Genomic DNA, 23,687 nt, shown 5'->3' with positions numbered 1-23,687 from the left:
GTATCAAATAGGAAATTAGTGGTGGAGAATTGGTTATGAGGTCAAGAAATGTGAAATTCCTGGTTCTCAGTCCTCACCTGAGTTATAACCGCTTGATATTATGACTGCTCATCCCTGGTAATACAAATATACTAATTAATAAACCTTAATAAAATTGGTGAAATTACTTCATGAAACTTAACCTAATTAAACCCTTAGCATTGATTGACTTAGAAACTACAGGAGTAGATGTTACTAAAGATAGAATTGTACAAATTGCCATTCTCAAAGTATTTCCTGATGGTCAAGAAGAGTTAAAAACAGATAAAATTAATCCCACAATTCCTATTCCGCTTCATGCTTCATTGGTACATGGAATTTATGATCATGATGTAAAGGATCTACCTACTTTTGCAGAATTAGCACCAGAATATTTAACTTTTATTAATGATAGTGACTTAGCAGGATTTAACTCTAATAGATTTGATATACCATTATTAATGGAAGAATTTTTAAGGGTGGGTATAGTATGGAAATTACAAGGGAGAAATTTAATTGATGTACAAATAATATTTCATCTGATGGAAAGACGCAATTTAAAAGCAGCTTATAAATTTTATTGTGGAGAAGAATTAATTGATGCCCATGATGCAGTTAGTGATATTAAAGCCACATATCAAGTTTTAAAAGCGCAAATTGCCCGTTATGAAAATGTAGAGCGTAGTAATGATGGTTCAGAAGTTTCTGTATCTATTAAAAATGATATGGATATTTTAAATCAATTCACAAATCAATTAGCAACATTCAATTTTTTAGATCCTACAGGTAAATTAATTTATGATGCCCAAAAACAAGACATAGTATTTAATTTTGGTAAATATAAAGGTGAGAGTTTACAACAAATATTCACCCGAAATCCAGGTTATTATGATTGGATGATGAATAAAGCAGATTTTTCATTATCTACTAAAACAGTGTTAAAAAAAGTCTGGGATCACATTCATAAGAAATAGATAGGAAATAGGATATATTTACAGGAGGAGTAATAAATGGTGACATAGGAACTGCTATAATAATCAAAAGTTAGTCTTATAATATATGGTTAGTATCTAAGAGAAGAAAATCAGAATTATCTCCTAAAATATTTATTTACTGAAAAATGCCTATTTTCTCCTGAAGAAATATTAAATTTTGATTTTTTACTTGAATAGTTTAATATCATGTATAAAAGTAATAAACTAATACTACAAATACTACAAAATTATGAAAGACTCAGCATTTACAATCTTTATCATTTTTGGAATTATTTGGTTTGCGATGGGAATAGTGGGAGTAATTGCCCTTTTCAAAGCAGATGGCAAAGAAATAAAAGTTGGTAAAATAGGTTTAGTAGTTGCTATTCCCATTATATTACCAATTGTTCTGACGTTAGCTTATGCAGCATTTAGAGGCACATTTTAAATAGATACATGAACAGATGCCCGACTTTTTAAAGAAGTCGGGTATGTGAAAACCAATATATTACTAACTAACAAAATTATGACAATTTTACATGGTACTTGGGTAATTAATAGAGAAAATCAAGAAAATAGTGGTTTTTTCATTTGGGGAGAAATTTGGCGATCGCTAGAAAATCAACAAATTAAATTAGATGATGAAATGAATGATATAATTGAATATCCCCAAGGAATGAGCACAACGGAATTAGAAAATTGGTTACAAAAATCTCAATTAATAAATCTTATTAAATCTCATATAACTCAGGAGAAAATATTTAACTTACCTAGTTATTTCATTGAGAATAAAACAGGTAAAATTGCCGAAATTTATCCATTAAACTCTGTTGTAAACCCAGAAAATAACCAAGAAAAATATTTACATCCTTGGAAAATTCCAGGTTTTTATATACCAGCAAAATTAACCACTTACTTTCTCACAAATTTACCATTAAATCCTAACAGTCAACAAGGGGAATTACTAGGAGAAGATATCAAATTTTGGATACATATAGCCAGATGGAGTTTAGATTTAATTGCGAGAGGAAAATTTTTACCAACCATTGAAAAACAAAAAGATGATAAATTCATCAGTAAATGGCAAGCAATTCTAGATAGTTCCATAGATAACCAAAGATTAGAAAAATTTGCCCAAAAAATGCCCCTAGCTTGTTGTAGTTATCAACAAAATAGTAACCTAGCAATTGAATTACCAATATTACCAAGAGAATTAATAATTGACTTTCTAAATCCTATCATAGATAGTCAAATTAGAATTATGATTAATTCTGAATCTCCCATAGAAACTAAATCAATTGTATCCTTATCCACATCCATTCAACAATGGTTATTAAACCTAATTAATAATACAAATACCATCAATCATTTAGATCCTATCCATGGAGAAAGATTACAAACAACCTTAACAGCTTGGATGTTACCATTAGAATCTCAACTAAGAGAAACATCTAAATTTAGAACTTGTTTACAATTATATCCACCAACAGATACAGAAAAAAATTGGAAATTAGGTTATTATTTACAAGCAATAGATAATAGTGAATTTATCATAGATGCTAAGACGATTTGGCAACATCCAATAGAAGAATTAGTATATAGCGATCGCAGTATTTTACAACCACAAGAAACATTTTTAAGAGGTTTAGGTTTAGCATCACGAATATATCCTATTATTAATCAAAGTTTAGAAACAGAAACTCCAGAGTTTTGTTACTTAACTCCTGTGGAAGCATATCAATTTATTAAATCAATTGTGTGGAAATTAGAAGATAGTGGAATAGGGGTAATTTTGCCATCTAGTTTAATGCAAAAAGATGGATTTGCCAATCGTCTAGGATTAAAATTAACATCAGCAAATAACGATCAAAAACAGCAAAGTTTAGGTTTACAAAGTTTATTAAACTTTGAATGGCAATTAACCATAGGAGGACAAATAATTTCTAAAAAACAATTTGATAAACTAGTTGCTTTAAATAGTCCATTAGTAGAAATTAATGGAGAATGGGTAGAATTACGTTCTCAAGATATTAAAACTGCACAAAACTTTTTTGTTTTGCGTCAAGAACAAATGACATTATCATTAGAAGACGCGTTAAGAATTAGTACAGGGGATACTCAAATAATTGAAAAATTGCCAGTAGTGAGTTTTGAAACTTCGGGAATATTACAAGAATTAATATCAACATTAACTAATAATCAAGAAATTCAATCTTTACCAACTCCTGTGAATTTTAAAGGAGAATTACGGCCATATCAACAAAGAGGAGTAGGTTGGTTAACATTTTTAGAAAAATGGGGTTTGGGAGCTTGTCTTGCGGACGATATGGGATTAGGTAAATGTGTAGGACCAGATACATTAGTAAATATTAATGGTAAATTGCTGACAGCAGAAAATATTTGGAATTTTTATGCTGGAGAAACGGTTTTTGATGGTGAAGGTTTTTGGTCTAATACCAATGAAAAATTGTTGGTAAATTCCATCAATGAAAAAACTGGCAAGATTATCCAAGCACCTATTAATAAATTATATCGTCAACAGGTGAGGGAAACATTAAGAAAAGTTACTCTGGAAGATGGTAGTAGTATTACTATTACTCGTCAGCATAAATTATTAACTCATCAAGGATGGAATAATCATTTGAATGTGGGTGATTATGTATGTGTACCAAGTAAAAAAGATAAATTAGATAGAATTTGTCAAAAAATAAATAATACGAATGTAGAAGGTATTCCCGCTTCTGATATTGTAGCCCAAGCAATTAAACAAACTGGTTTGCCATTACGTCATTTGGGAATGCACAATACTGTTTACATTAATGGTTCACAGCAATTTTCTAGAGAGAGTTTAGAACGGGTTTTATTCAGTATAAATCAAATAATTAGCGGCGAAACTCAACAAAAATATCAATTATTAAAACCTTCTAAATTGACGGCTAAAACTATAGAAGCATATACTCATTTAGATATGGAACAACTAAAGCTAACACAGCAATATCTACAAAGATTACTAGAACAAGAAGTATATTATTGTAAAATCAAGAGTATAGAAGATGTAGATTATGAAGGGTGGGTTTATGACTTTGAAGTTAGTGAACATCATAATTTTGTTGCTAATAATATTATTTGTCATAACACTGTTCAATTCATCGCTTTTCTACTGCATTTACAACAAGAAAATAAATTAGAAAAACCCACTTTATTAGTATGTCCAACTTCTGTATTAGGTAATTGGGAAAGAGAGGTCAAAAAATTCGCTCCTAATCTCAAAGTTTTACAATATCATGGTGATAAACGTCCTAAAGGTAAGTTATTTTCTACTATTGTCAATAAACATGATTTAGTAATTACTAGTTATTCCTTAGTACATCGAGATTTAGCAGAATTAGAAACTATTAATTGGCAAATAGTAGTATTAGATGAAGCGCAAAATGTCAAAAATCATGAATCTAAACAATCTCAAGCTGTGCGAAAATTAAAAACTACATTTCGTATTGCATTAACTGGAACACCAGTGGAAAATAGACTACAGGAATTATGGTCAATTTTAGAATTTTTAAATCCTGGATATTTAGGGAATAAACAATTTTTTCAACGCCGGTTTGCTATGCCGATTGAAAAATATGGAGATAGTGCTTCTTTAAATCAATTGCGGAGTTTAGTACAACCTTTTATTTTAAGAAGATTAAAAACTGATAAAACAATTATTCAAGACTTGCCAGAAAAGCAAGAAATGAATGTATTTTGTGGTTTGAGTACAGAACAAGCGACATTATACCAGAATTTAGTAGAGGAATCTTTACAGGAAATTGATTCAGCAGCAGGTTTACAACGACGAGGAATGATTTTAGGATTATTGGTAAAATTAAAACAAATTTGTAATCATCCAGCGCAATATTTAAAGTTATCAAGTTTAGAAAAACATCATTCTGCTAAATTACAAAGGTTAGAAGAAATGCTAGAAGAGGTTTTAGCAGCAAAGGATAAAGCGTTAATTTTTACGCAATTTGCAGAATGGGGAAAATTATTAAAACCCCATTTAGAAAAACAGTTAAATAGAGAAATTTTCTTTTTATATGGAAGTACGACGAAAAAACAAAGAGAAGAAATGATAGATAGATTTCAACATGATCCTCAAGGACCACCAATTATGATTTTATCTTTAAAAGCGGGAGGTGTGGGTTTAAATTTAACCAAAGCAAATCATGTATTTCATTTTGATAGATGGTGGAATCCCGCAGTGGAAAATCAAGCAACAGATAGGGTTTTTAGAATTGGCCAAACTCGTAATGTGCAGGTATATAAATTTGTGTGTACAGGCACTTTAGAAGAGAAAATTAATGATATGATTGAGGGGAAAAAACAATTAGCGGAACAAGTGGTTAGTAATGGGGAAGATTGGTTAACAGAAATGGATACTGATCAATTACGTAATTTGTTAATATTAGATCGGGATACGATAATTGATGAGTAATAGGGTAATTTAGTAAAGGAGTGTTAGGACATGATGATATAGAGTTTTATAGTCTAATTACGATAGATAATTATCTGAATTAATATGAGTTTAATTTTTACTTCTTGTACCTTACTTCAATAGGAATTGCTATTTATCAATCTATTTCCTGTGGTTCTATTACCATCAATAAACCTGTAAAGGATGATGGTAATTACATTGGATAGTTAGTTACTTTATTAGCACTTACGCAAGCGTCACATAAAAATCTAATGCAGGGTATGGTTCGACAAGTTCATCAACCACGTCAGACAGCATAAATTATGCAAATAAACAGATTATTGATATCTGACGCACCTTACTAATGTGCCAGTTGTGTAGGTCCTGTTGAAGAATGATTTCTTGTAACTGAGTGCAACATTTTACGGTAAAATAAGTGATTTAACACAACAACAAGAAGGAAAAAAAATGACCCGTGTGATCATCGTGCGTCATGGACAAAGTACCTACAACATAGAAAGACGTATTCAAGGACGTACGGATGCGTCATCTTTAACTGAAAAAGGTAAAAACGACGCTAACCAAACAGGTAAAGCCCTGAGTAATATTCCCTTCCAAGCAATTTACAGCAGTCCATTACAAAGGGCAAAATTAACCGCAGAAATTATTACTAGTCACTTACAAACATCTGCAAATATTCTAACTTCAGAAAATTTAGTAGAAATTGACTTACCTTTATGGGCAGGAATGTTATCTAATGAAGTTAAAGAAAAATTCACCGAAGATTATAGTATTTGGAAACAAAAACCTCACGAATTGAGGATGATAATTAAAGATGGTGAAGCTACAAAAGAACATTTTCCCGTACTTGTATTATATAATCAAGCCCAAAAATTTTGGCAAGAAATATTAACCAAACATCAAGGAGAAACCATATTAATTGTTGGACATAATGGCATAAATCGCGCCTTAATTAGCACAGCATTAGGCATAAATCCCAGTCGTTATCACTGTTTACAACAATCTAATTGTGGCATTAGTATCTTAAACTTTACTGGTAAATTAGGTGAACCAGTTCAGTTAGAATCAATGAATCAAACTCAACATATAGGAGATAAATTACCTACTTTACGTCCTGGACATCAAGGAGTAAGATTATTATTAGTTCGTCATGGTGAAACCGAATGGAATCGTCAAGGGAGATTTCAAGGACAAATTGATATTCCATTAAATGATAATGGTAGAAACCAAGCTGCAAAAGCTGCCGACTTTCTCCAGGATGTAAATATTGATTTTGCTGTTAGTAGTGTCATGTCTCGTCCTAAAGAAACAGCAGAAATAATTTTAAAATATCATCCGCATTTAAACTTAGAATTATTTCCAGGTTTAAGAGAAATTAGTCATGGACTTTGGGAAGGAAAATTTGAATCAGAAATAGAAACAGAATTTCCTGGAGAACTAGAAAGATGGCGCACAATTCCCGCCCAAGTACAAATGCCTGAAGGTGAAAATTTAGAAGAGGTAAAAGAAAGGAGTGTTGCTGATTGGAATACTATTATTAAAAATGCTCAAGATAAGCACCTAAAAATCGGATTAGTAGTAGCCCATGATGCCACAAATAAAACATTATTATGTCATGTATTGGGTTTATCTAATGAGAATTTTTGGAATTTCCGTCAAGGTAATGGTGCTGTCACAGTAATTGATTATCCTGTGGAAAATCAAGGTTATCCGGTATTACAAGCAATGAACATAACCAGTCATTTAAGTAATAGTATTTTGGATAAAACTGCGGCAGGAGCTTTATAATATTGTGGTGATTGGTGATTGGCGATTGGTGATTATCAATCGTCTTCATAACTATCATAAACTTCTAAGGTTTCCACATGGGTAACATGATCAGAAATTTGAAAACTATCATCTGTATAGCTAATAACTTCGCCATAAAAGAATTTTGCTAAATTTTCTGCCGCCCTCATTACCTGTTCACTATCCCAATTATTACTATTATTAGTATTGTTACTATTATTAATAGTTGCTGAAACTGGAGGAGAATTAATATTGTTTATCGGTTGTATTGGTTGTACTGCTTCTATTGGTTGTGATATTTCTGGATTATTTTTAATAACCTCTGGTTCTATTTTATTAACTTGTGGTTGTATTGGTGGATGTTCTACTTGTGGTTGTTCTGTTGGTTGAGAATAATTTGTAGATGGAGATGAAACATAATTTTGAGGTTGTGAATTTTGAGGTTGTGGATTTTGTGAAGGTTGGGAATTTATTCTATTACTTCTATTATTAGTAGTACCAGCAGTAGCTTTTTCTAAGGTAACTTGAATTTGTTTTTGAAATGTTTGTTGAAAAGCTGTATGAAGATTAGGTAAATAGGATTTTACCTTGTCATACCATATTGGTTTTACTCCTACAATAGCCGTTGTGCCATTAAATTCTAGCAGATGACACATTTGATTAAGTAAAGTTTTTGTGGGTAATTGGGGAATATGATTGATTACTTGTTGCCAAGTTTGTGTTAAGTCATTGTTACTATTATTTGCTGTTTGTGTAGCATTAGTTTCTGTATTTGTGGCTGGTTGATTTTGTGGAGGTTGATATTGCGGTTGTTGGTATTGCGGTTGATTTTGTGGAGGTTGATATTGCGGTTGTTGGTATTGCGGTTGATTTTGTGGAGGTTGACTGTAACCAGATAGAGGAATATTAGTATTTGTAGTTTGAATAACTTGAATATTGGCGCTAGGTAATAATCCTAATAATGTCACTTCTAACCATAAACGAGGTTGTGTACTATTTTTTAATTGTACTTCTGCACTGCGGAGATGTTGTTGTCCACGCAGGATGGTAGTAATATCTAATTTATGGGCAAATTCAACTAATGCTTTCCAGGTAGATTGAGTACAAGCAACTAAATCTTGACGCTTGGGAGCAGTTTTAGCTATTAGTAAATCACGATAAGATGAGGCTAAATTTTGCAAAATTATCAAAGGTTCTCGACCACGATCTAGGATTTTTCTGGTAGCATCAAGTACAATTTCTGGGTTATCTTGGGCGATCGCTTCTAACAATGTAAATAAGTCTTTTTCACTCACAGATCCCACTAAGTCCCATACTTGTTCCGGTGTTACCTGATCTGGAAATAATCCCAATTGATCTAATAAACTTTCAGCGTCTCGTAATCCTCCTTGTGATAGTTGAGCGACTAATATTAGTGCATCTTCGGAAATATTAATATTTTCATTAGTAGCAATTTTTCTTAAATGCTTAACCATTGCTTCTAATTGAATCCTTCTAAAATCAAATCTTTGACAGCGTGAGATGATAGTAGGTAGGACTCTTTGGGGATCAGTGGTAGCGAGAATAAAGACAACGTGATTAGGAGGTTCTTCTAAGGTTTTTAGTAGGGCGTTAAATGCTGCGGTACTTAGCATATGACATTCATCAATCACATATACTTTATAACGACATTTAACAGGGGCAAACTGCGCTTTTTCAATAAGTTCACGGATGTTATCTACACCAGTATTACTAGCAGCATCAATTTCAATCACATCCAAAGCAAAACCCTTGCTAATACCTTGACAAATCTGACAAACTCCGCAAGGTTCGGGGGTTGGTTTGTCTGTTTTTTGACAATTAAGAGATTTAGCCAAAATTCTGGCGCTGGATGTTTTTCCTGTTCCTCTAGGTCCTGTTAATAAATAGGCAGGAGCGATTTTTGCTGATAAAATGGCATTAGTAAGAGTAGTAGCGATCGCCTCTTGTCCTACTAGTTCACCAAAACTCTTAGGCCGATATTTATGATGTAAAGGTTCGTAAGACATAGAATTAATACAAATTAAAAATAAAGAGAATAAAAATTAAAGATTGCCAAGAAAATTGCAGAGGTAATATTTTACTAGTTATGGGTTGTGGGTTACAAAGATTTTGAATTGTCAGGTTCAATTGTCAGAAATTAAGCAAGTACCATCGTACAATATTCGTTTTAGTAATAAAACTGTACTACTAAATGGCAAAATTTTCTGGAAAAAACAGGAATTAATGGATGGGGGATGGGAAGTGCGGAGTTTTGCGCTTTAGACTCCACTGACTCGGTGACTCCTGTACAATGTTAGTAGGACTTACGCAAGTGTCACACTAAAAAATCTGTTGCAGGGTGCGTCAGACAGTATAAATTATGTAAATAACCAAATTGTTGATATCTGACGCACCCTACCAATGTGCCAGTTGCGTAAGTCCTGGTTAAATAATCACAGCAAAAAATTTTCATAGTGAAGCACATGATTAAGCGTTTAATTCAGTGGTTTAAAAGATTATTTCAGGGTTTATTTAAAAATAAACGACTTATTGTTTCTACAAGAAATGCTTATAAACAGACTAACGTTGCTAAACCATCCGCACATCCTCTTACTGATACAGACTTAGAATTTCTATTTACAGAACTGTTAGAAGGTGTATATCAAGGTAAACAAGCATCTTGGGTAGAAAAATGGCTCAAAAATCTGGAACACCGTGTTACTCAAGAACAATGGTTAGAATGGTTAAACCGCTTTGGAGAAAGATTATTAGCTTCTTCTCAATCCCATAATGAGTTAGCATCTAGGTTAGTAAGATTAGGTGAATTAGGTGTGGGTGAATTTGGTAATTTAGCTTATCAGTTAGGAATGAAAGTATTAACGCGGACATCGGCACAGCCTATATTTGAATATGATGGACCCGATGCTATGTCCCATACTGCTAACCTCGATCATGAGGATCTTCCTCCAGAAGAATATCAAGCGGTAAGTCTCGATGATTTTTTGATTATGCTAGAACAAGATGAAAACTTGCGTCGTCAGGTTGCCCAGCAATTAGGGATACAATCAGATAATCCAGAGGAAATTATCGCCACCCTTGTCAGTCAAAGTGAACTTTCATAGCTACTTTTTGGCTAGGACTAAAATAAATTCGATGTCACGATCATTTAGCAATGATTTAAGTTGTACACTTACTAATACAGGTAAGAAAAAATCTATTCTTGCGGATCAAGTAAATTTACTCAATAATTGACTGAATAATTTACCTACTCTCGCTAGAAGTTGTACAAGTTTGATTTTGATCATCTATTTCAGTAATTAATGAAATTAATGATCTTTTTGACACAATAATGGTTACAATCTAGGATAAATAAAATCCAATTATTTTGCTTGCATATGTTCAGGTGGCTTTTGCATTTGTTTAACAAGGTTCTCACTTACACCTTTGTCCGACACTGGATGAATCCTCACCAGTCTAATCCAAGTGATATGGTTGATACATTACCAGAACTCAGTAGCTCCGATCTAGAGTTTTTGTTTACTCAATTACTTGAGGGAGTGCATCAAGCACGCGGGCAACAATGGGCTTTAAAATATTTACAACGCATGGAACCACGCATTACTGTGGAGCGTTGGTTGGACTGGTTGTCAGGGTTTCGAGATAAATTATTACTTTCTCCTGCACCTAATACTCAATTAGCTAAACGCCTGATCGAATTAGGTGAGTTAAATATTGGTGCAGTGGGTGATGCTGCTTATGATATTGGTATTCGCCTCACTCAGCGTAATATAGCTCAACAATATCAACAAAACTCTCGTCAGGTTGTCACTTCGGAACCTTCTATTACTGAGCATTTACTTGATGACTCGGATTCGGATAAAGTGATCTGGGAATTTATGAGTCCAGCATCTTTGACTCAACCTCCTGAAGAAAGAAAGGTGTTTGAGGGGGTATTCCATAATTCTGATGCTGATGTTTACATCCATGATGAGAATGTAGCTAATGATCAGTCTTTCTCTGAAGCAACAGTAGATCATTATCTATCCCAGGATAAACAAGATCATGCTTTATCACATCATGATTGTTTGGCTATTGTAGAACCACAAATAGCTGAAGCTCTGGATGAGTTGTCCGTTAGGTTGGAACAAACCACGAGTTTAGTACAACAGTTGGCTTCTAATTTAGGGGTTAGGGATACTAATAAACATAAGTCGGAGATTGTGGTTTTTAATGAGGTTAATCAAGCAGAAATTTTATTTCATCAAGGTTTAGAGGAAACTAAGGCGGGAAATTTATTGGCTGCTTTGGCTTTATATACAGCAGCAATTAAGTTAGATGATCAAGCATATAAATATTGGTATAATCAAGGATTAATACTATTTTATTTACAAAGGTTGCCAGAGGCGATCGCAGCTTATGATAAAGCTCTGGAATTGAAACCAGATTTGTATAAGGCTTGGTATAATCGTGGCGGTATTTTAGGAGAATTAGGAGACTTTAATGGGGCAGTTATTTCTTTTGAAAAGGCAATTATTATTAAATCAGATTATCAACCTGCTTGGGCTAGTAAGGGGTTAGCTTTACTAAAGTTGGGTTTAGTCTCGGAGGCGATTATTAGCTATGATCAGGCTTTGAGTCTTAACGGAGAAGATCCGGAAATTTGGTATTATCGCGGTGTAGCCTTAGCTGTAAGTGAACAATACGCAGAAGCTATTAGCAGTTATGATAAAGCTATTAGCATTAAACCTGATTATTATGAGGTATGGATTGATCGGGGAGTAGTATTATTTAATTTAAAACAGTGGTCAGAAGCGATCGCTTCTTGGGATCGGGCTTTAGCTATTCAGCCTGAGTTATATTTAGCTTGGTATAATCGTGGTGTAGCATTAGAAAATCTGGGAATGGGAGAAGAAGCCATAGGTTCTTATCAACAAGCCATTACTATTAAACCAGACTTTCATCCTGCTTGGTATAATAAGGCGTTAGGACTATTTCATTTAAAACGTTTTCCTCAATCTATTGCTTGTTATGATAGTGCTTTACAAATTAAATTAGATTCTTGGGAAGCATGGTTAGGACGTGGCGCAGCAGCAGCAAGTTTAGGAGAAAATGAAAGTTTAAGTGTAGTCAGTCCTTTTGCGGTATCCAATCCTGCATTAAATTTAGGTGGTTATGAGGGCAAATTAGCAAGTTATCAAGAAGGGTTAAAACATCTGCGGCCAGATACCCATCCCGAAGGTTGGGGAAGATTGTATATAGCGATTGGTAATACATATTATGAACAAGGTAAAAAAGAATTTACACATCGTGATTATTGGCATCAAGCTATTTCTAATTATCAAATAGCACTATCAACACTCACTCCTGAAGATTTTCCTGAATCGCATTTAGAAATTTTACAATCACTAACTAAAGTATTAGTTAATTTAAGAGAAAATGCCACTGGGAAACAATTACAATCCTGGGGAATGCAATTATTGAAAGAGTTGTTAAGTCAATCCTATCGTAGTGATGAAAACAAAAAACAACTAGCTTTAAAATTTATAGGCTTGCAACAATTAGGAGTAGATATTGCAGTTAATAATGGTGATTTAGTAGAAGCATGGGAATTAGCAGAAAAGGGTAAAAATCAATGTTTGCAATGGTTAACCTCTCATGATTATCATGAAGTTAAATCTGCTGAATATAGTCAAATACAAAGATTATTAAATCCCACAACTGCGATTATTTACTGGCATTTTAGTCCAGCATCCTTACAGACATTTATTATTAAGGATCAAGCACCATCTCCCATTTTACTATTTACTCCCATTAAAGATAGTGAAGCAATTCCTGAAGCTGCGTGGAGGTTATTAGAATTTGAAAATTGGTTTGCAGATTGGCAAAACTCACAACCAAGTTTAGAACTGCAAATATTTAATGGTAAACAGTCACAACAATTAGCTATGGAAACTAAATTGTTGAAGTTACAAAAAATCTTGAATATTTCTACAATTCTTCAAGAATTTGAAGGTATAGAAACGATAATTTTAGTTCCCCATCGTGACTTGTACAAATTACCATTACATAGTTTATTTAACTTGCCTAATATATCGGGTTTTAGTTTAAATATCCCAAATTACAAAATCGTTTATCTTCCCACTGTACAGTTAGGAATTGCTTCAGAAAATTATGGAAATAATGGTGTCAATAATGGTTATTCCGGTTTTAAATCTGCTGAATTACCCTTGGATATTGTTGGTGAAATGTTTGGCATTACTGAGGATGTTTTGAGTCATTAGGTTTTCAGCTGTTGTGCCTTTAACTTGAATAATTAATACAAGCAAGATGCTTGTGCTACTGTAACTTCAGGTTTTTTAATTATACAGTGAGTGCTGCACATTAGCTTAATTAGGGTTAAGATTTAGCAGATAATACAGGATACTTCATCCGAGTGAGGTACAATCATAACACGCAAGCTGTAACTTTGATCGTCCTAGGGTGCTTACCATTTTCAGCTAATGTAACCTAATTACAGCAGTTTCGGTTATTATGAGGTACAGATGTTAATCATAAAACCCTTGTAACACAGGCATCTTGCTGTGTTTATAGTGCACCTCATGTAGATGGAATGTGCTGTATATATAAACAACAAGATCCCAAACTTCTTAGGGAAGTGGAGGATCTGACTTGTAGGTATATGACTACTTATCAAAATTTTCACTGAATACTGTGGACAAGAATACCAAATATTTTATTAATATTGGTTAAATAATATTCGCTTAAATCAATTTCTACTAATTGATCAGTTAACCGTAAAAAACGCCAGTTTGTACCTGAAGTAACAGCACCGTAAATACTAGAAATAGAGTTATTTTCTTGTTCATTAAATATTTGGGCTGCTATCATTTCTGCAATACATTGTCCAATTCCTCCTGTGATATTTTCATTTTTAGCTTCTACTAACATCATCACAGGTGCGCTAATAAATAATTGTTCTACAACACTACTAATAATAAAATCACAATACCCATTTAATCCTAATTCTGGATTAACATTAAAGTCAACACCAGAAAATAAGCTGATTTTTGCTTGTAAATGTTTTCTCAGTTCTATTAAAATTGGAGCAATAATCATTTCAGATCGTGCTTTTTCACTATTACTAGCTAAGGCTAAAGGAACATTATAATGTAGGGTTTCCTGTAGATAACCACTACAGTTAATTTCAGGAATATTAGCAAATAAATCAGGTTTTTCTGAGGTAGTTAGGTTAAATATTTTTTTGATTTTTGCTAAACTAAATTCACTGTAAGACATAGTTAATCCTCAATTATCATATTTAATAACCACTGTAAAGCTGTTTCCACATCGGGAACTTGTTCCCCAGAAGGCAAAATAGGACGTTGTACCATAATCACTTTTAAACCTAATTCTCTAGCGGCAATAATTTTAGCATAAGTGGCATTACCTCCACTGTTTTTACTCACAATAGTATCTATCTTATATTCAGTTAAAATTTGTTTTTCATCTTCCAGCGAAAACGGACCGCGATCGCATAAAATCTTCCCTAATGGTATGACACTATTAACATCAGGAAGATCGATCATTCTCATTAAAAACCAGATGTTTTGTAAATGTGCAAAAGTAGAAATTTCCTGTCTACCAATAGTTAAAAATACCCTGTGAATATCATTTTTCTCACTTGCTAAAACTTTAGCTGCTGCTATATTATTTTCCACTTCCAGCCATTGATCATCTGGTAATTTTATCCATGCAGACCGTACTAACATTAAATGGGGAATATTAACTATTTTTGCTGCTGTAGCTGCATTTTCAGAAATTTGACTAGCGAAAGGATGGGTAGCATCAACTAATATATTTATCTGCATTTCTTCAAGATAATTAACTAAACCATCTACACCTCCAAAACCTCCAATTCTGACATTACCAATGGGAGAAAAAGGTGCGCGAGTGCGACCTGCTAAAGAACTGAAAACTTGAGTTTTATCAGCAATTTTAGGCATATTAGCAAGTTGATTAGCTAATTCCTTTGCATCACTTGTTCCCCCTAAAATTAAAATTTTTATCATTGATATTTCACATTTATTTTACTGATTGATTAAGTTGAGATTGAAGAGTTCTTAATTGATTTTCTAATTGTTCCACATTAGCTGAATGGGCTTTATCTAAAGAATAGCTCAACCACACTAAACCACCACTAAACATAGTTATAGTACCCAATAATAAACCAATTAATAACTTAACTTGAAAACTTAAACGTTTAATTTTATGATCTGAAGGTTGATATTCTGGAAGTTCAGGTACAGATATGGCAAGATTATCTAATAATAATTCAGCATTTGTAATATCAGTTCTGGCAAATTCTACCTTGCTTCTTAACCAATTAGTAACTAACTGAGGACAGTTGGCTATAAACCATTGCCAAGCTATGATTTTTAATATAGGTTTGGAAATTTTTGTAGTATTTTTCAGGAGATTATTCCTAATACCATAGTGCAACTTTTGATTAACTAAATTAGTTGTAGCCACATCATAAAGACAACCCAAAATTAATTTTATAGTTATTTCTTCTCTTTGGAATAAATTAGTTAATAGGAGACGAACATCCTCCATTAATTTTTCTTCTTGTTGTTTTTCTAATGTTCTTTTTTGCAGATCACGAGCAAGTTTTTGTTGTTTATTCATAATTTTTTAGTACCTTTAATGGGAGGTATTTTCGCTAAAATCCCATTTTTTAAACTTTCTGGTCTTTCAGCCCAAGGTAAAAAACCATCAGGGTGATGATAATATTTACTAGCACATTGTAATATTTCCTCTGGGCTATTTTCAACTGATAAATCACCAAAAAGATATGTAATTTTATTTTCAGCGATAAACGCAATTACACAAGAGCGGTTACAGGCGCTCATACATTCCACAGCTTGAATAGGGAAGTTGTGATATAAGTCCCAGTTTTCAGCAAGTTGTTGTAATTTTTGCCATAATTTTTCCCCCCCGCTTTCACCTATACGTTTTCCATCTTGCCACACACTAGCGCAGGTTTTACAAATTAATAAATTGTGGTTAGTAGTGTTGTTAGACATTTTTTACCTTATAAAAAAACAAGCCCTGAGTAATTTTATCAGGACTTGGTGATAATTAATTGATTCAGATTCGCGAATTTTCAAAGAAGTCGGGGATCTAGGTAGGATAATAATGAAGAAATAAATTATTAAAGGAACTGATTTATACCATGTTATCCCACGTACTAGACTGCGGAATGTGGGCTAAAATATCATCATAGCAAAAAACACAGCAACAAACCCCATAAGTGAACCAAGATGTGGCAAATTGCTGAAAAAAGGACGGTTAGTAATTTTGCTCAAGAGCAAAATACTCAACGGCAGAATACAAAGCAATATAACTCCTTGGATAAAATTAGCTACATCTGCACTCCATGTCAAGCTTGGTAAATTTAAGCTATGATAACCCAAATTATGGGCAAGAACTGGGAAAATTCTCCCAGATTCAGTGATTAAAGACGGTATATAATATACTAGATTTCCTATCAATGTCATTGGTAAATAGGCATAAACAACCGTTAAATAATCGGGCATTTGAGGATCAATTTTCCGACTCAGATGGTGAGTTAAATAAGTTACTATCCCAGGTAGACTTAACAAAATTATTGCTACCGGTACAGCTACTAATAAATGCTGCGAATCTACTGACAAATCACCTAAACCAAACCAACTGAGAAACCTGTGGGAATTGTGCAGAAACACTCCCCCTAACAGTAACAGCATTAAGGCAACTTCGGCGGGAAAACCTTGATGATTTTCCAATAAATCAGCACCGGGAAAGCGCAAATTTAGCTGTACAGAACGATTAGGGCAAGATTTAAGACATTCCATACATAACACACAATCGCGGTTATTGGACAACTTAGCCGGTACAGTATACAGAGGACAGGCATTACTTGCTTGTCCTTCCGTCGGTAAGGCCTCTGCGAATGTCACTTTTGTAGCTGGAGTTGGTTTTTGACAGGCAAAGGTATTACACTGAGTAGCACAAACTTGCTCGGTAGAACGCAACTCAATCATAGATAGCTTGGCAAACATTCCATTCATACCGCCAATGGGACACAAATAACGACACCACAGACGACGTTCATAGATGAAACTCAAGATTACAGCCCCACTTGTAATCAATAGTAATAAGCAACTTGAAAGATAGGCTGAATGAGGTAAATCCCAGAGTTTTTCCCATAAATAAATCAGAAAGAATCCTCCCCAAACACACCACGCTCCCCATTGATTAAGCCATTTACTCGGCCAGGGGCGCAATTGACGCGGATAAATCCAAAGGGAGATATTTCTGACCCATTCACCCATAATCATAAATGGACAAACTGCACACCAAAGTCTTCCCACTAGGGGAAACAGCAATAAATATAATGGCCACCACCATGCCCAGAATATATTCAGTACAAGGCTTTGATCTCGTGTTGGTGAACCGATAAAACCGAGAATAACCAGGGGGATAAAAATTGTTATATGTAACCACCAGAAAGGGGTTAACCACCAGTTACTCAGAAAAAAACGGCGCAAAGGGGGGATATAGTTTAATAAGTCAATGCGAAAGCTATTTTTATTGGATTCTACCGACCATAATACTTGTTCAGAAATCATCGTTTGGTCGGCAGGAGTCATTAATACTGCCCTTTCCATAATGATTTCTAATTCGGAAAGGTTGTTAGGATATTCATAACTGAGTAACCGCCGTAAAGAGACTTGACTCAGTTGTAAAGGGGGACGATTTTGTTTTTGACAGAATTTTTTTAAGAAATAGTTAGCAAAAATAGGGATGTCTTCTTTTCTTTGGGAAAGGGGAAAAAGTTTGAGTTGATGAACTTCTAAACCAGGTATGATTATAGGTTTAGAACTGGCAAGAATAAAGCGTACTTGACTCGTTGTACTCTCTTGACTTTTTAAGTATATTTTCAGGCGATCGCTTTCTTCTTCGTTTAACAAATGTATGTTATCAATTAATAAGGTAGCTTCTTGAATCTCTTCAATTATCCCCTGTTGATGAATATTCCCTAAGAGTTTATCAATACCAATCTTTCCTGTATCATCCTTGGGTAGTTGGGAACAATCTATTTCCGCAAAAATACCGTTTTTTAGTCCAGATTTTCTATGAATAAAATTAGCGGTAAAAGTTTTTCCACTGCCGGGAGGTGCTTGTAATATAATTGGTTTCAAATCTTTGGTGGTTTCCAGAACTCTTTGGGCTAACTTCTTACCAGCTTTGCTAGGAAATTCGCTAATTTCTTGTTGTTGAAGATTAATAACCGGAGAAATAGTCCAAGGTGAAATAGAAGTAAGGGATGTTTTATCCATAGCATCTTTTCTCAACTTTAGTTTATATATAAATATCAAAGTCTGATTTATCGCTAGACGCGCTCCTGTTCAAATTCCTGATGTTGTCTAAGTAAGTCCCCGTTAAGTAATCAAGCTGTGTAACTAAATGTAAATTAATGAAATACTTTATAAATAAGGGTATTTTACGGTTTTTACAAAAATAAACATATCTGGATTTTATTGTGTTGACTTACTTGGTAGCGATTCAAGCAGATTTCTAGTTTATTATTTATTTTCACAAATCCGTAATTTTGATATAAAAATTAACAAACTAGCACATTGGTAGGGTGTGGTTCGATAAGCTCACCAACCACGTCAGACAGTATAAATCATCTAAATAACCAAATTGTTCATATCTGACGCGCCCTACAACAGATTTTTTAGTGTGACACTTGCGTAAGTTCTATGTATAACTAAAAAACCTAAAATTACTGTAGTGCAAGCATCTTGCTTGCATCTATTATCCAAATTAAAAGCACAACAGCTTAATACAATACAAAAATACCAAAAATACCAAAAATACAAATAAAGTAATATTGTTGTGGAAATGTAAAAAATATGACATAAACAGCATGAATGTATTTAGTTATGTAAAGATTGAAAAATAATAAAAATCCCCAATTTCTTCAAGAAATGGAGGTTAATTAACAATAAGCATCACTCCAACATTGTTTATGTATTTTCTTCTAAGTACCCTAAAAATGTGTTGGCAAAAATTGCTGCTTGTGTACGGTCTCTCAAGTTCAGCCTATTAAGAATATTTGTTACATGATTTTTAACTGTACCTTCACAGATGTAAAGTTTTTCTGCTATTTCTCGATTTTTAGCACCTATGGCAATTAAGCGCAAAACTTCTTTTTCTCTGGGGGTAAGTTCGGTTAAGTTATCTGGTATGGATGGACTAGGATCAAATTCGTTGAGGAGTTTTGTGACTATTCCTGGACTAAGTTGGGAGTATCCCTTATTGACTGCGCGAATGGCGATCGCTAATTCTTCAGAAGGGGTATCTTTAAGTAAGTAACCAATAGCACCATTTTTTAAGGCGGCTTTGACATATTCATCATCATCAAAAGTGGTCAGCACTAATATTTTAGTTTGCGGAAACTGAGTCATAATTTGTTTAGTAGCAGCTACTCCATCCATAATCGGCATTCTAATATCCATTAAGATTACATCAGGATGTAATTCAGTAACTAATTTAATGGCATTTTCGCCATTTTCTGCTTCTCCAATAATTTTTAAATCTGGCTCTAATTCTAATAATGCTTTTAAGCCTTGACGGATTAAGCTTTGATCATCCACAAGTAAAATAGTAATCATAGTAGTTCAGTGATCTCTTGAGATATTCAAACGTTTATTTATGATAAAGGAATTTCCACAATAATTTGACAACCTGCTCCTAGTTGGGTATTAATTTGAAATTCTCCTCCTAAAGCCAGAGTGCGATCGCGCATACTTTGTAATCCAAACCCAGTGGTATTTTGTTGTAAATCAAAACCTTTACCATTGTCTTGGATAATTAATGTCAATTTGTCGAATGTGGTAGTTAATTGTAAATTAATTTCTGTAGCTTTGGCATATTTAGAAATATTAGTTAATGATTCTTGAATAATGCGATAAATAGGGTTAGTAATTTCCATTGATAAAGGAGAATTAATAGAAATTTGACATTGCGGTAAAATGCCGTTATAACGGTGAAAATCAGTAATTAGGGTATTAATTGCTGGTGCTAAAGACATACCATTAAGATGTTGCGATCGCATGGTAGAAACCGACTGACGCACATCCTGTAATGCTTTTGAACCCAATTCTTTAGCTGTTATTAAAAAAGTGATCGCTCTAGGAATATCAGTTTTTGATAATTTCAAAGCAGTTTCTAATTGTAAATTCAAAGCTGTGAGAGAATGACCTAGAGAATCATGAATTTCTCTAGCGATACGATTACGTTCTTCTAAAGTAGCTTGATTTTGTATTTTTAAAGCATATTCTCGTAATTTTTGGTTAGCAGATGCTAACTTTTCTCGACTTTCTCTTTCAGATAAAACTGCATTCATTAATAATAAAACAAATACCAAACTTAATCCAAAAAGTACCGCTAAACTAAAACTGAAAAAGTGAAATCTTTCTTGTTCAAAAGGTGACATTATCCGATGTGGAATTCGTTGTTTCAGACTCATTAAGAATAGAATAAACGATAATAAAGTTACTATTAATCTGCCAGGAAGCTGAAAAATTAAACAGCTACGAGTGACTAAAATTAAATACAAAAAAGGAAATAATCTAGCAGTTCTTCCACCAAAAAAGCCAGTAATTATAATTAAAAATACTTGTATAGATGTATAGAGTATTTTTTGAGGTTTATTCTGAGTTGGCAACCATAAACCCATAACACCGAAAATAGTTAAACTGCAAATTGTTATTTCAGGAAAATCACTAGGAAAACGTGGAGAAGCAGATGGCAAAAGTACCATAAAAACTGAAAATCCTAATAGTATCCATTCTAAATAAAGGAGAAATCTAAATGGATGATTATCAAATTGAATAGGTTTATTCATAGATTTATTGATTGTAATATTCAGAAGTCACGAATCTTATTTTATTGTATATATTATGGTGAATAAAGTAACCATGACTAAAGTAACGGGTAAAGATATGACTTTTTTCTCATGTCATTACTCAAGTAAAGGATTATGATAAAAACATAGAAAAACAAACAACAAACCATAAACAACAAAGCAAGCATGGAGCAGATTATGAAAATTAAAACACTATCACTTATAGCTGGTACTTTTGCTCTAGCTTTAACAGCCACACCTTTTATAGCTCAAGCGCAAATGGGTGACAATCCACCACCACCAGAACAGGAAACAATGGAAAAAAGTCCTTTTAGTAAATTGAATTTAACAGATGCACAAAAAGCGCAACTCAAACAAATTCATGAAAGTACCCGTGTAAAAATTGAATCTGTATTAACTCCTCAACAAAGAGCAAAATTAGAAGCAGCAAAAGCACAAATGAAAGCACGACACGAAGCGAGAAAAAATGGCAATCAAAAATTGGAAGGCAGAGGTAGAGATAAAGAAAATATATTTGAGTCTTTAAATTTAACTGATGCACAAAAGAAAGAAATTAAAGCAGCTAGAGAATCAGCAAAAAAAGGAATGGAAGGTGTTTTAACTCCTGAACAAAAAGCCAAACTGGAAAAATTTAAACAAAATATGCGTTCTCGTCAGCAAAATGGAAACTTCCAATAATTGATTCCATTTATTTAAAACATATCCCCCAATTATTTAAGTTTATTCAAGTTAAATAATTTGGGGATTGATGTTTTAGGCAGTTTTATCTGTCAGTTCATCTGTAACTTTAACTGGCAATGTTTGCGGTATAGAGACAGCCAAAAAAATCATATTACTAGTCATATAAGATAACAAAGTAGACCACAATAAATGATTATTGTGGAAATACCAAGCTGCAATTAATACAGGAATAAAAGCCACAAAAAAAGATATTAATACCGCATTGCGTAAAATTCCACCTTCCTTTAAACCAATAAAATAACCTTCCAAAACAAAAGTAATTCCTGTAATTACTGAAATAGGTAATAACCAAATCGTAAATTGATTAATATCTTGATTTATTTCTGTATGATTAGTTAATAATCCAAAAACGTGATCAGGAAACAAAATAGATGTACTAGAAAAGCCTAATGCTATGACTACACTAGTAACTACAGCAACTATTAAAACAGGGATCATTTGTTGGGAATTACCTTTACTTTTAAAATTACCGATCATAGTTTGTGTTGTCATTCCCACACCATTAATTGTAAATTGACTCAATAGAGCAATTTGTAATAATAAACCATTTTGTGCTAACACATTTGTTCCCATAGATGCACTCAAATTAGTAAAAATAGAATAGACAGAAATTAAGATTATAAACCTGATCAAAATATTAGCCTTTAAAACAAAAGTTTCTTTCAAAGATACCCAATGAAATAATTCTTTAATAGCAGATGGTACAACTTGCCAAGGAATAGTAAAAACCATCCAAATTAAACCAATAAGTAAAGCTAAATATTGACTTAACGCCGTTGCTAAACCTGCTCCAGCACTAGCCCAACCCCATTTAGAAATCATGAAATAATCTAAGATAACATTAGAAACATTACCCACCATAGACATTAATAACATTACCCAATTCATTTCTCTACCCAAAAACCAACCAAATAAAACAAAATTCAATAATACCGCAGGTGCTGCCCAAATTCGCGCATAAAAATAATCAACTCCCGCCGTTTCAATATCAGAAGAACCACTCAAAATAAAGAAACCAATTTTTTGCAAAGGATATTGCAATAAAATAATAACTAAACCCACTATTAAAGCTATTAAACCACTGCGTAAACCAGCTAAAATTACAGCTTTATCATCATCCTTACCCACTGCTTGCGCCGTAATTGCATTAGTGCTAGAACGCATAAATTTTAACACACGATAGAGATAATCAAACAGAATAGTGGCAAGAATTACTCCTGCTAAATGTCGAATATCTGTTAAATGTCCTAAAAAAGCAATATCTACTAAACCAGCTAAAGGAACCATCATATTAGCCAAAATACTAATACTAGCTAGTCGGTAAAATCTGCCTAAAAAATTGTAATTACTGGGGACTATAAATGTCATGTTTCTTGTTGATTGTGTGGTGATTTTAGCTAAAAATATTACCGCTAGGGGTTTTAAATCCTTGTGGTTCTGCTACAGAGATTGACTGTAGTGATAAGTTAAATATCGTTACCAGAAGTATTGGTTTGGCCAATGTAGATATTGCTAGACCAATGTTTTTGTACATGACCTGATCCTCAATGACATTAATTAGATTGTAAACATTAAATTACCCAGATCATATAATATTTGTAATTATTTGTCATCAAAATACATAAAAACTAAATAAAGAATAAATCAAAAAGAAAAGTGATTCCTTTTGCTATCAAACTGAAAGCTACCCTGATTTTATCAATGGTTTTTTAAT

General features: G+C 33.2%; 16 protein-coding genes. 7 read left to right on the top strand and 9 right to left on the bottom strand.

From position 1 onward, the window contains the following. The first annotated feature begins 170 nt into the window (after positions 1-170). The 4 genes from H6F32_RS04110 (at position 171) to H6F32_RS04095 (ending at position 7,254) form a co-directional block, all read left to right on the top strand. The gene (locus H6F32_RS04110; RefSeq protein ID WP_190368067.1) at positions 171-992 is read left to right on the top strand and encodes a 3'-5' exonuclease; all 822 of its coding nucleotides are present in this window, start codon (positions 171-173) and stop codon (positions 990-992) included. 250 nt (positions 993-1,242) lie between these two features. Then, positions 1,243-1,440 carry a hypothetical protein gene (locus H6F32_RS04105; RefSeq protein ID WP_190368066.1) on the top strand — a complete coding sequence of 66 codons (198 nt, stop codon included), beginning with the start codon at positions 1,243-1,245 and terminating at the stop codon, positions 1,438-1,440. A 78-nt stretch (positions 1,441-1,518) separates the two neighbouring features. Beyond that, a complete protein-coding gene (locus tag H6F32_RS04100) occupies positions 1,519-5,466 on the top strand; it encodes an SNF2-related protein (protein ID WP_190368065.1) in 3,948 nt (1,315 codons plus the stop codon). Between the two features lie 447 nt (positions 5,467-5,913). Next, the gene (locus H6F32_RS04095) at positions 5,914-7,254 is read left to right on the top strand and encodes a histidine phosphatase family protein (RefSeq protein WP_190368064.1); all 1,341 of its coding nucleotides are present in this window, start codon (positions 5,914-5,916) and stop codon (positions 7,252-7,254) included. A 35-nt stretch (positions 7,255-7,289) separates the two neighbouring features. Here H6F32_RS04095 and H6F32_RS04090 read toward each other — a convergent pair whose 3' ends face one another. Then, the gene (locus H6F32_RS04090) at positions 7,290-9,281 is read right to left on the bottom strand and encodes a DNA polymerase III subunit gamma/tau (protein ID WP_190368063.1); all 1,992 of its coding nucleotides are present in this window, start codon (positions 9,279-9,281) and stop codon (positions 7,290-7,292) included. Positions 9,282-9,737: 456 nt separating this feature from the next. Between H6F32_RS04090 and H6F32_RS04085 the strand changes: the two genes are divergently transcribed. Together H6F32_RS04085 and H6F32_RS04080 are read left to right on the top strand one after the other, a co-directional pair. After that, positions 9,738-10,376 (top strand): hypothetical protein, encoded by a 639-nt coding sequence (locus H6F32_RS04085; protein WP_190368062.1) that lies wholly within the window; start codon positions 9,738-9,740, stop codon positions 10,374-10,376. 366 nt (positions 10,377-10,742) lie between these two features. Continuing rightward, positions 10,743-13,535 carry a tetratricopeptide repeat protein gene (locus H6F32_RS04080; protein WP_242031043.1) on the top strand — a complete coding sequence of 931 codons (2,793 nt, stop codon included), beginning with the start codon at positions 10,743-10,745 and terminating at the stop codon, positions 13,533-13,535. Positions 13,536-13,953: 418 nt separating this feature from the next. Here the strand turns inward: H6F32_RS04080 and H6F32_RS04075 are convergent, their stop codons facing one another. The 7 genes from H6F32_RS04075 to H6F32_RS04045 all read right to left on the bottom strand — a co-directional run bounded on the left by H6F32_RS04075 (position 13,954) and on the right by H6F32_RS04045 (position 21,211). Continuing rightward, entirely contained in the window at positions 13,954-14,550 is a 597-nt protein-coding gene (locus H6F32_RS04075) for a hypothetical protein (RefSeq protein ID WP_190368061.1), read from the bottom strand. Positions 14,551-14,552: 2 nt separating this feature from the next. Continuing rightward, positions 14,553-15,323: a cobalt-precorrin-6A reductase gene (locus H6F32_RS04070; RefSeq protein ID WP_190368060.1), complete on the bottom strand. Its 771-nt coding sequence runs from the start codon at positions 15,321-15,323 to the stop codon at positions 14,553-14,555. A gap of 13 nt (positions 15,324-15,336) precedes the next feature. After that, entirely contained in the window at positions 15,337-15,939 is a 603-nt protein-coding gene (locus H6F32_RS04065; RefSeq protein WP_190368059.1) for a hypothetical protein, read from the bottom strand. Continuing rightward, a complete protein-coding gene (locus H6F32_RS04060) occupies positions 15,936-16,337 on the bottom strand; it encodes a DUF1636 domain-containing protein (protein WP_190368058.1) in 402 nt (133 codons plus the stop codon). The genes H6F32_RS04065 and H6F32_RS04060 overlap by 4 nt, the downstream gene beginning before the upstream one ends. Positions 16,338-16,520: 183 nt before the next feature. Then, the gene (locus tag H6F32_RS04055) at positions 16,521-18,635 is read right to left on the bottom strand and encodes a 4Fe-4S binding protein (RefSeq protein ID WP_190368057.1); all 2,115 of its coding nucleotides are present in this window, start codon (positions 18,633-18,635) and stop codon (positions 16,521-16,523) included. Positions 18,636-19,328: 693 nt separating this feature from the next. Beyond that, entirely contained in the window at positions 19,329-19,976 is a 648-nt protein-coding gene (locus tag H6F32_RS04050) for a response regulator transcription factor (protein ID WP_190368056.1), read from the bottom strand. A 38-nt stretch (positions 19,977-20,014) separates the two neighbouring features. Further along, positions 20,015-21,211, bottom strand: coding sequence for a sensor histidine kinase (locus H6F32_RS04045; RefSeq protein WP_190368055.1), 1,197 nt, complete (start codon positions 21,209-21,211; stop codon positions 20,015-20,017). Between the two features lie 198 nt (positions 21,212-21,409). Between H6F32_RS04045 and H6F32_RS04040 the strand changes: the two genes are divergently transcribed. Further along, on the top strand, positions 21,410-21,910 hold the full coding sequence (locus H6F32_RS04040; protein ID WP_190368054.1) for a Spy/CpxP family protein refolding chaperone: 501 nt from the start codon (positions 21,410-21,412) through the stop codon (positions 21,908-21,910). 75 nt (positions 21,911-21,985) lie between these two features. Here the strand turns inward: H6F32_RS04040 and gntT are convergent, their stop codons facing one another. Beyond that, on the bottom strand, positions 21,986-23,341 hold the full coding sequence (gene gntT, locus H6F32_RS04035) for a guanitoxin biosynthesis MATE family efflux transporter GntT (protein ID WP_190368053.1): 1,356 nt from the start codon (positions 23,339-23,341) through the stop codon (positions 21,986-21,988). Positions 23,342-23,687: the final 346 nt, after the last annotated feature.

Source organism: Anabaena sp. FACHB-1237 (assembly GCF_014696225.1).
Lineage (GTDB): Bacteria > Cyanobacteriota > Cyanobacteriia > Cyanobacteriales > Nostocaceae > FACHB-1237.
This window is presented reverse-complemented; position numbering and strand designations above follow the sequence as displayed.

Excerpts from the sequence above, each read along its gene's own strand:
- H6F32_RS04055 (WP_190368057.1), bottom strand. The coding sequence starts at position 18,635 with ATGGATAAAACATCCCTTACTTCTATTTCACCTTGGACTATTTCTCCG.
- gntT (WP_190368053.1), bottom strand. The coding sequence starts at position 23,341 with ATGACATTTATAGTCCCCAGTAATTACAATTTTTTAGGCAGATTTTAC.
- H6F32_RS04060 (WP_190368058.1), bottom strand. The coding sequence starts at position 16,337 with ATGTCTAACAACACTACTAACCACAATTTATTAATTTGTAAAACCTGC.
- H6F32_RS04075 (WP_190368061.1), bottom strand. The coding sequence starts at position 14,550 with ATGTCTTACAGTGAATTTAGTTTAGCAAAAATCAAAAAAATATTTAAC.
- H6F32_RS04085 (WP_190368062.1), top strand. The coding sequence starts at position 9,738 with ATGATTAAGCGTTTAATTCAGTGGTTTAAAAGATTATTTCAGGGTTTA.
- H6F32_RS04050 (WP_190368056.1), bottom strand. The coding sequence starts at position 19,976 with ATGATTACTATTTTACTTGTGGATGATCAAAGCTTAATCCGTCAAGGC.
- H6F32_RS04100 (WP_190368065.1), top strand. The coding sequence starts at position 1,519 with ATGACAATTTTACATGGTACTTGGGTAATTAATAGAGAAAATCAAGAA.
- H6F32_RS04110 (WP_190368067.1), top strand. The coding sequence starts at position 171 with ATGAAACTTAACCTAATTAAACCCTTAGCATTGATTGACTTAGAAACT.
- H6F32_RS04040 (WP_190368054.1), top strand. The coding sequence starts at position 21,410 with ATGAAAATTAAAACACTATCACTTATAGCTGGTACTTTTGCTCTAGCT.
- H6F32_RS04095 (WP_190368064.1), top strand. The coding sequence starts at position 5,914 with ATGACCCGTGTGATCATCGTGCGTCATGGACAAAGTACCTACAACATA.
- H6F32_RS04105 (WP_190368066.1), top strand. The coding sequence starts at position 1,243 with ATGAAAGACTCAGCATTTACAATCTTTATCATTTTTGGAATTATTTGG.
- H6F32_RS04045 (WP_190368055.1), bottom strand. The coding sequence starts at position 21,211 with ATGAATAAACCTATTCAATTTGATAATCATCCATTTAGATTTCTCCTT.
- H6F32_RS04090 (WP_190368063.1), bottom strand. The coding sequence starts at position 9,281 with ATGTCTTACGAACCTTTACATCATAAATATCGGCCTAAGAGTTTTGGT.
- H6F32_RS04065 (WP_190368059.1), bottom strand. The coding sequence starts at position 15,939 with ATGAATAAACAACAAAAACTTGCTCGTGATCTGCAAAAAAGAACATTA.
- H6F32_RS04080 (WP_242031043.1), top strand. The coding sequence starts at position 10,743 with ATGGTTGATACATTACCAGAACTCAGTAGCTCCGATCTAGAGTTTTTG.
- H6F32_RS04070 (WP_190368060.1), bottom strand. The coding sequence starts at position 15,323 with ATGATAAAAATTTTAATTTTAGGGGGAACAAGTGATGCAAAGGAATTA.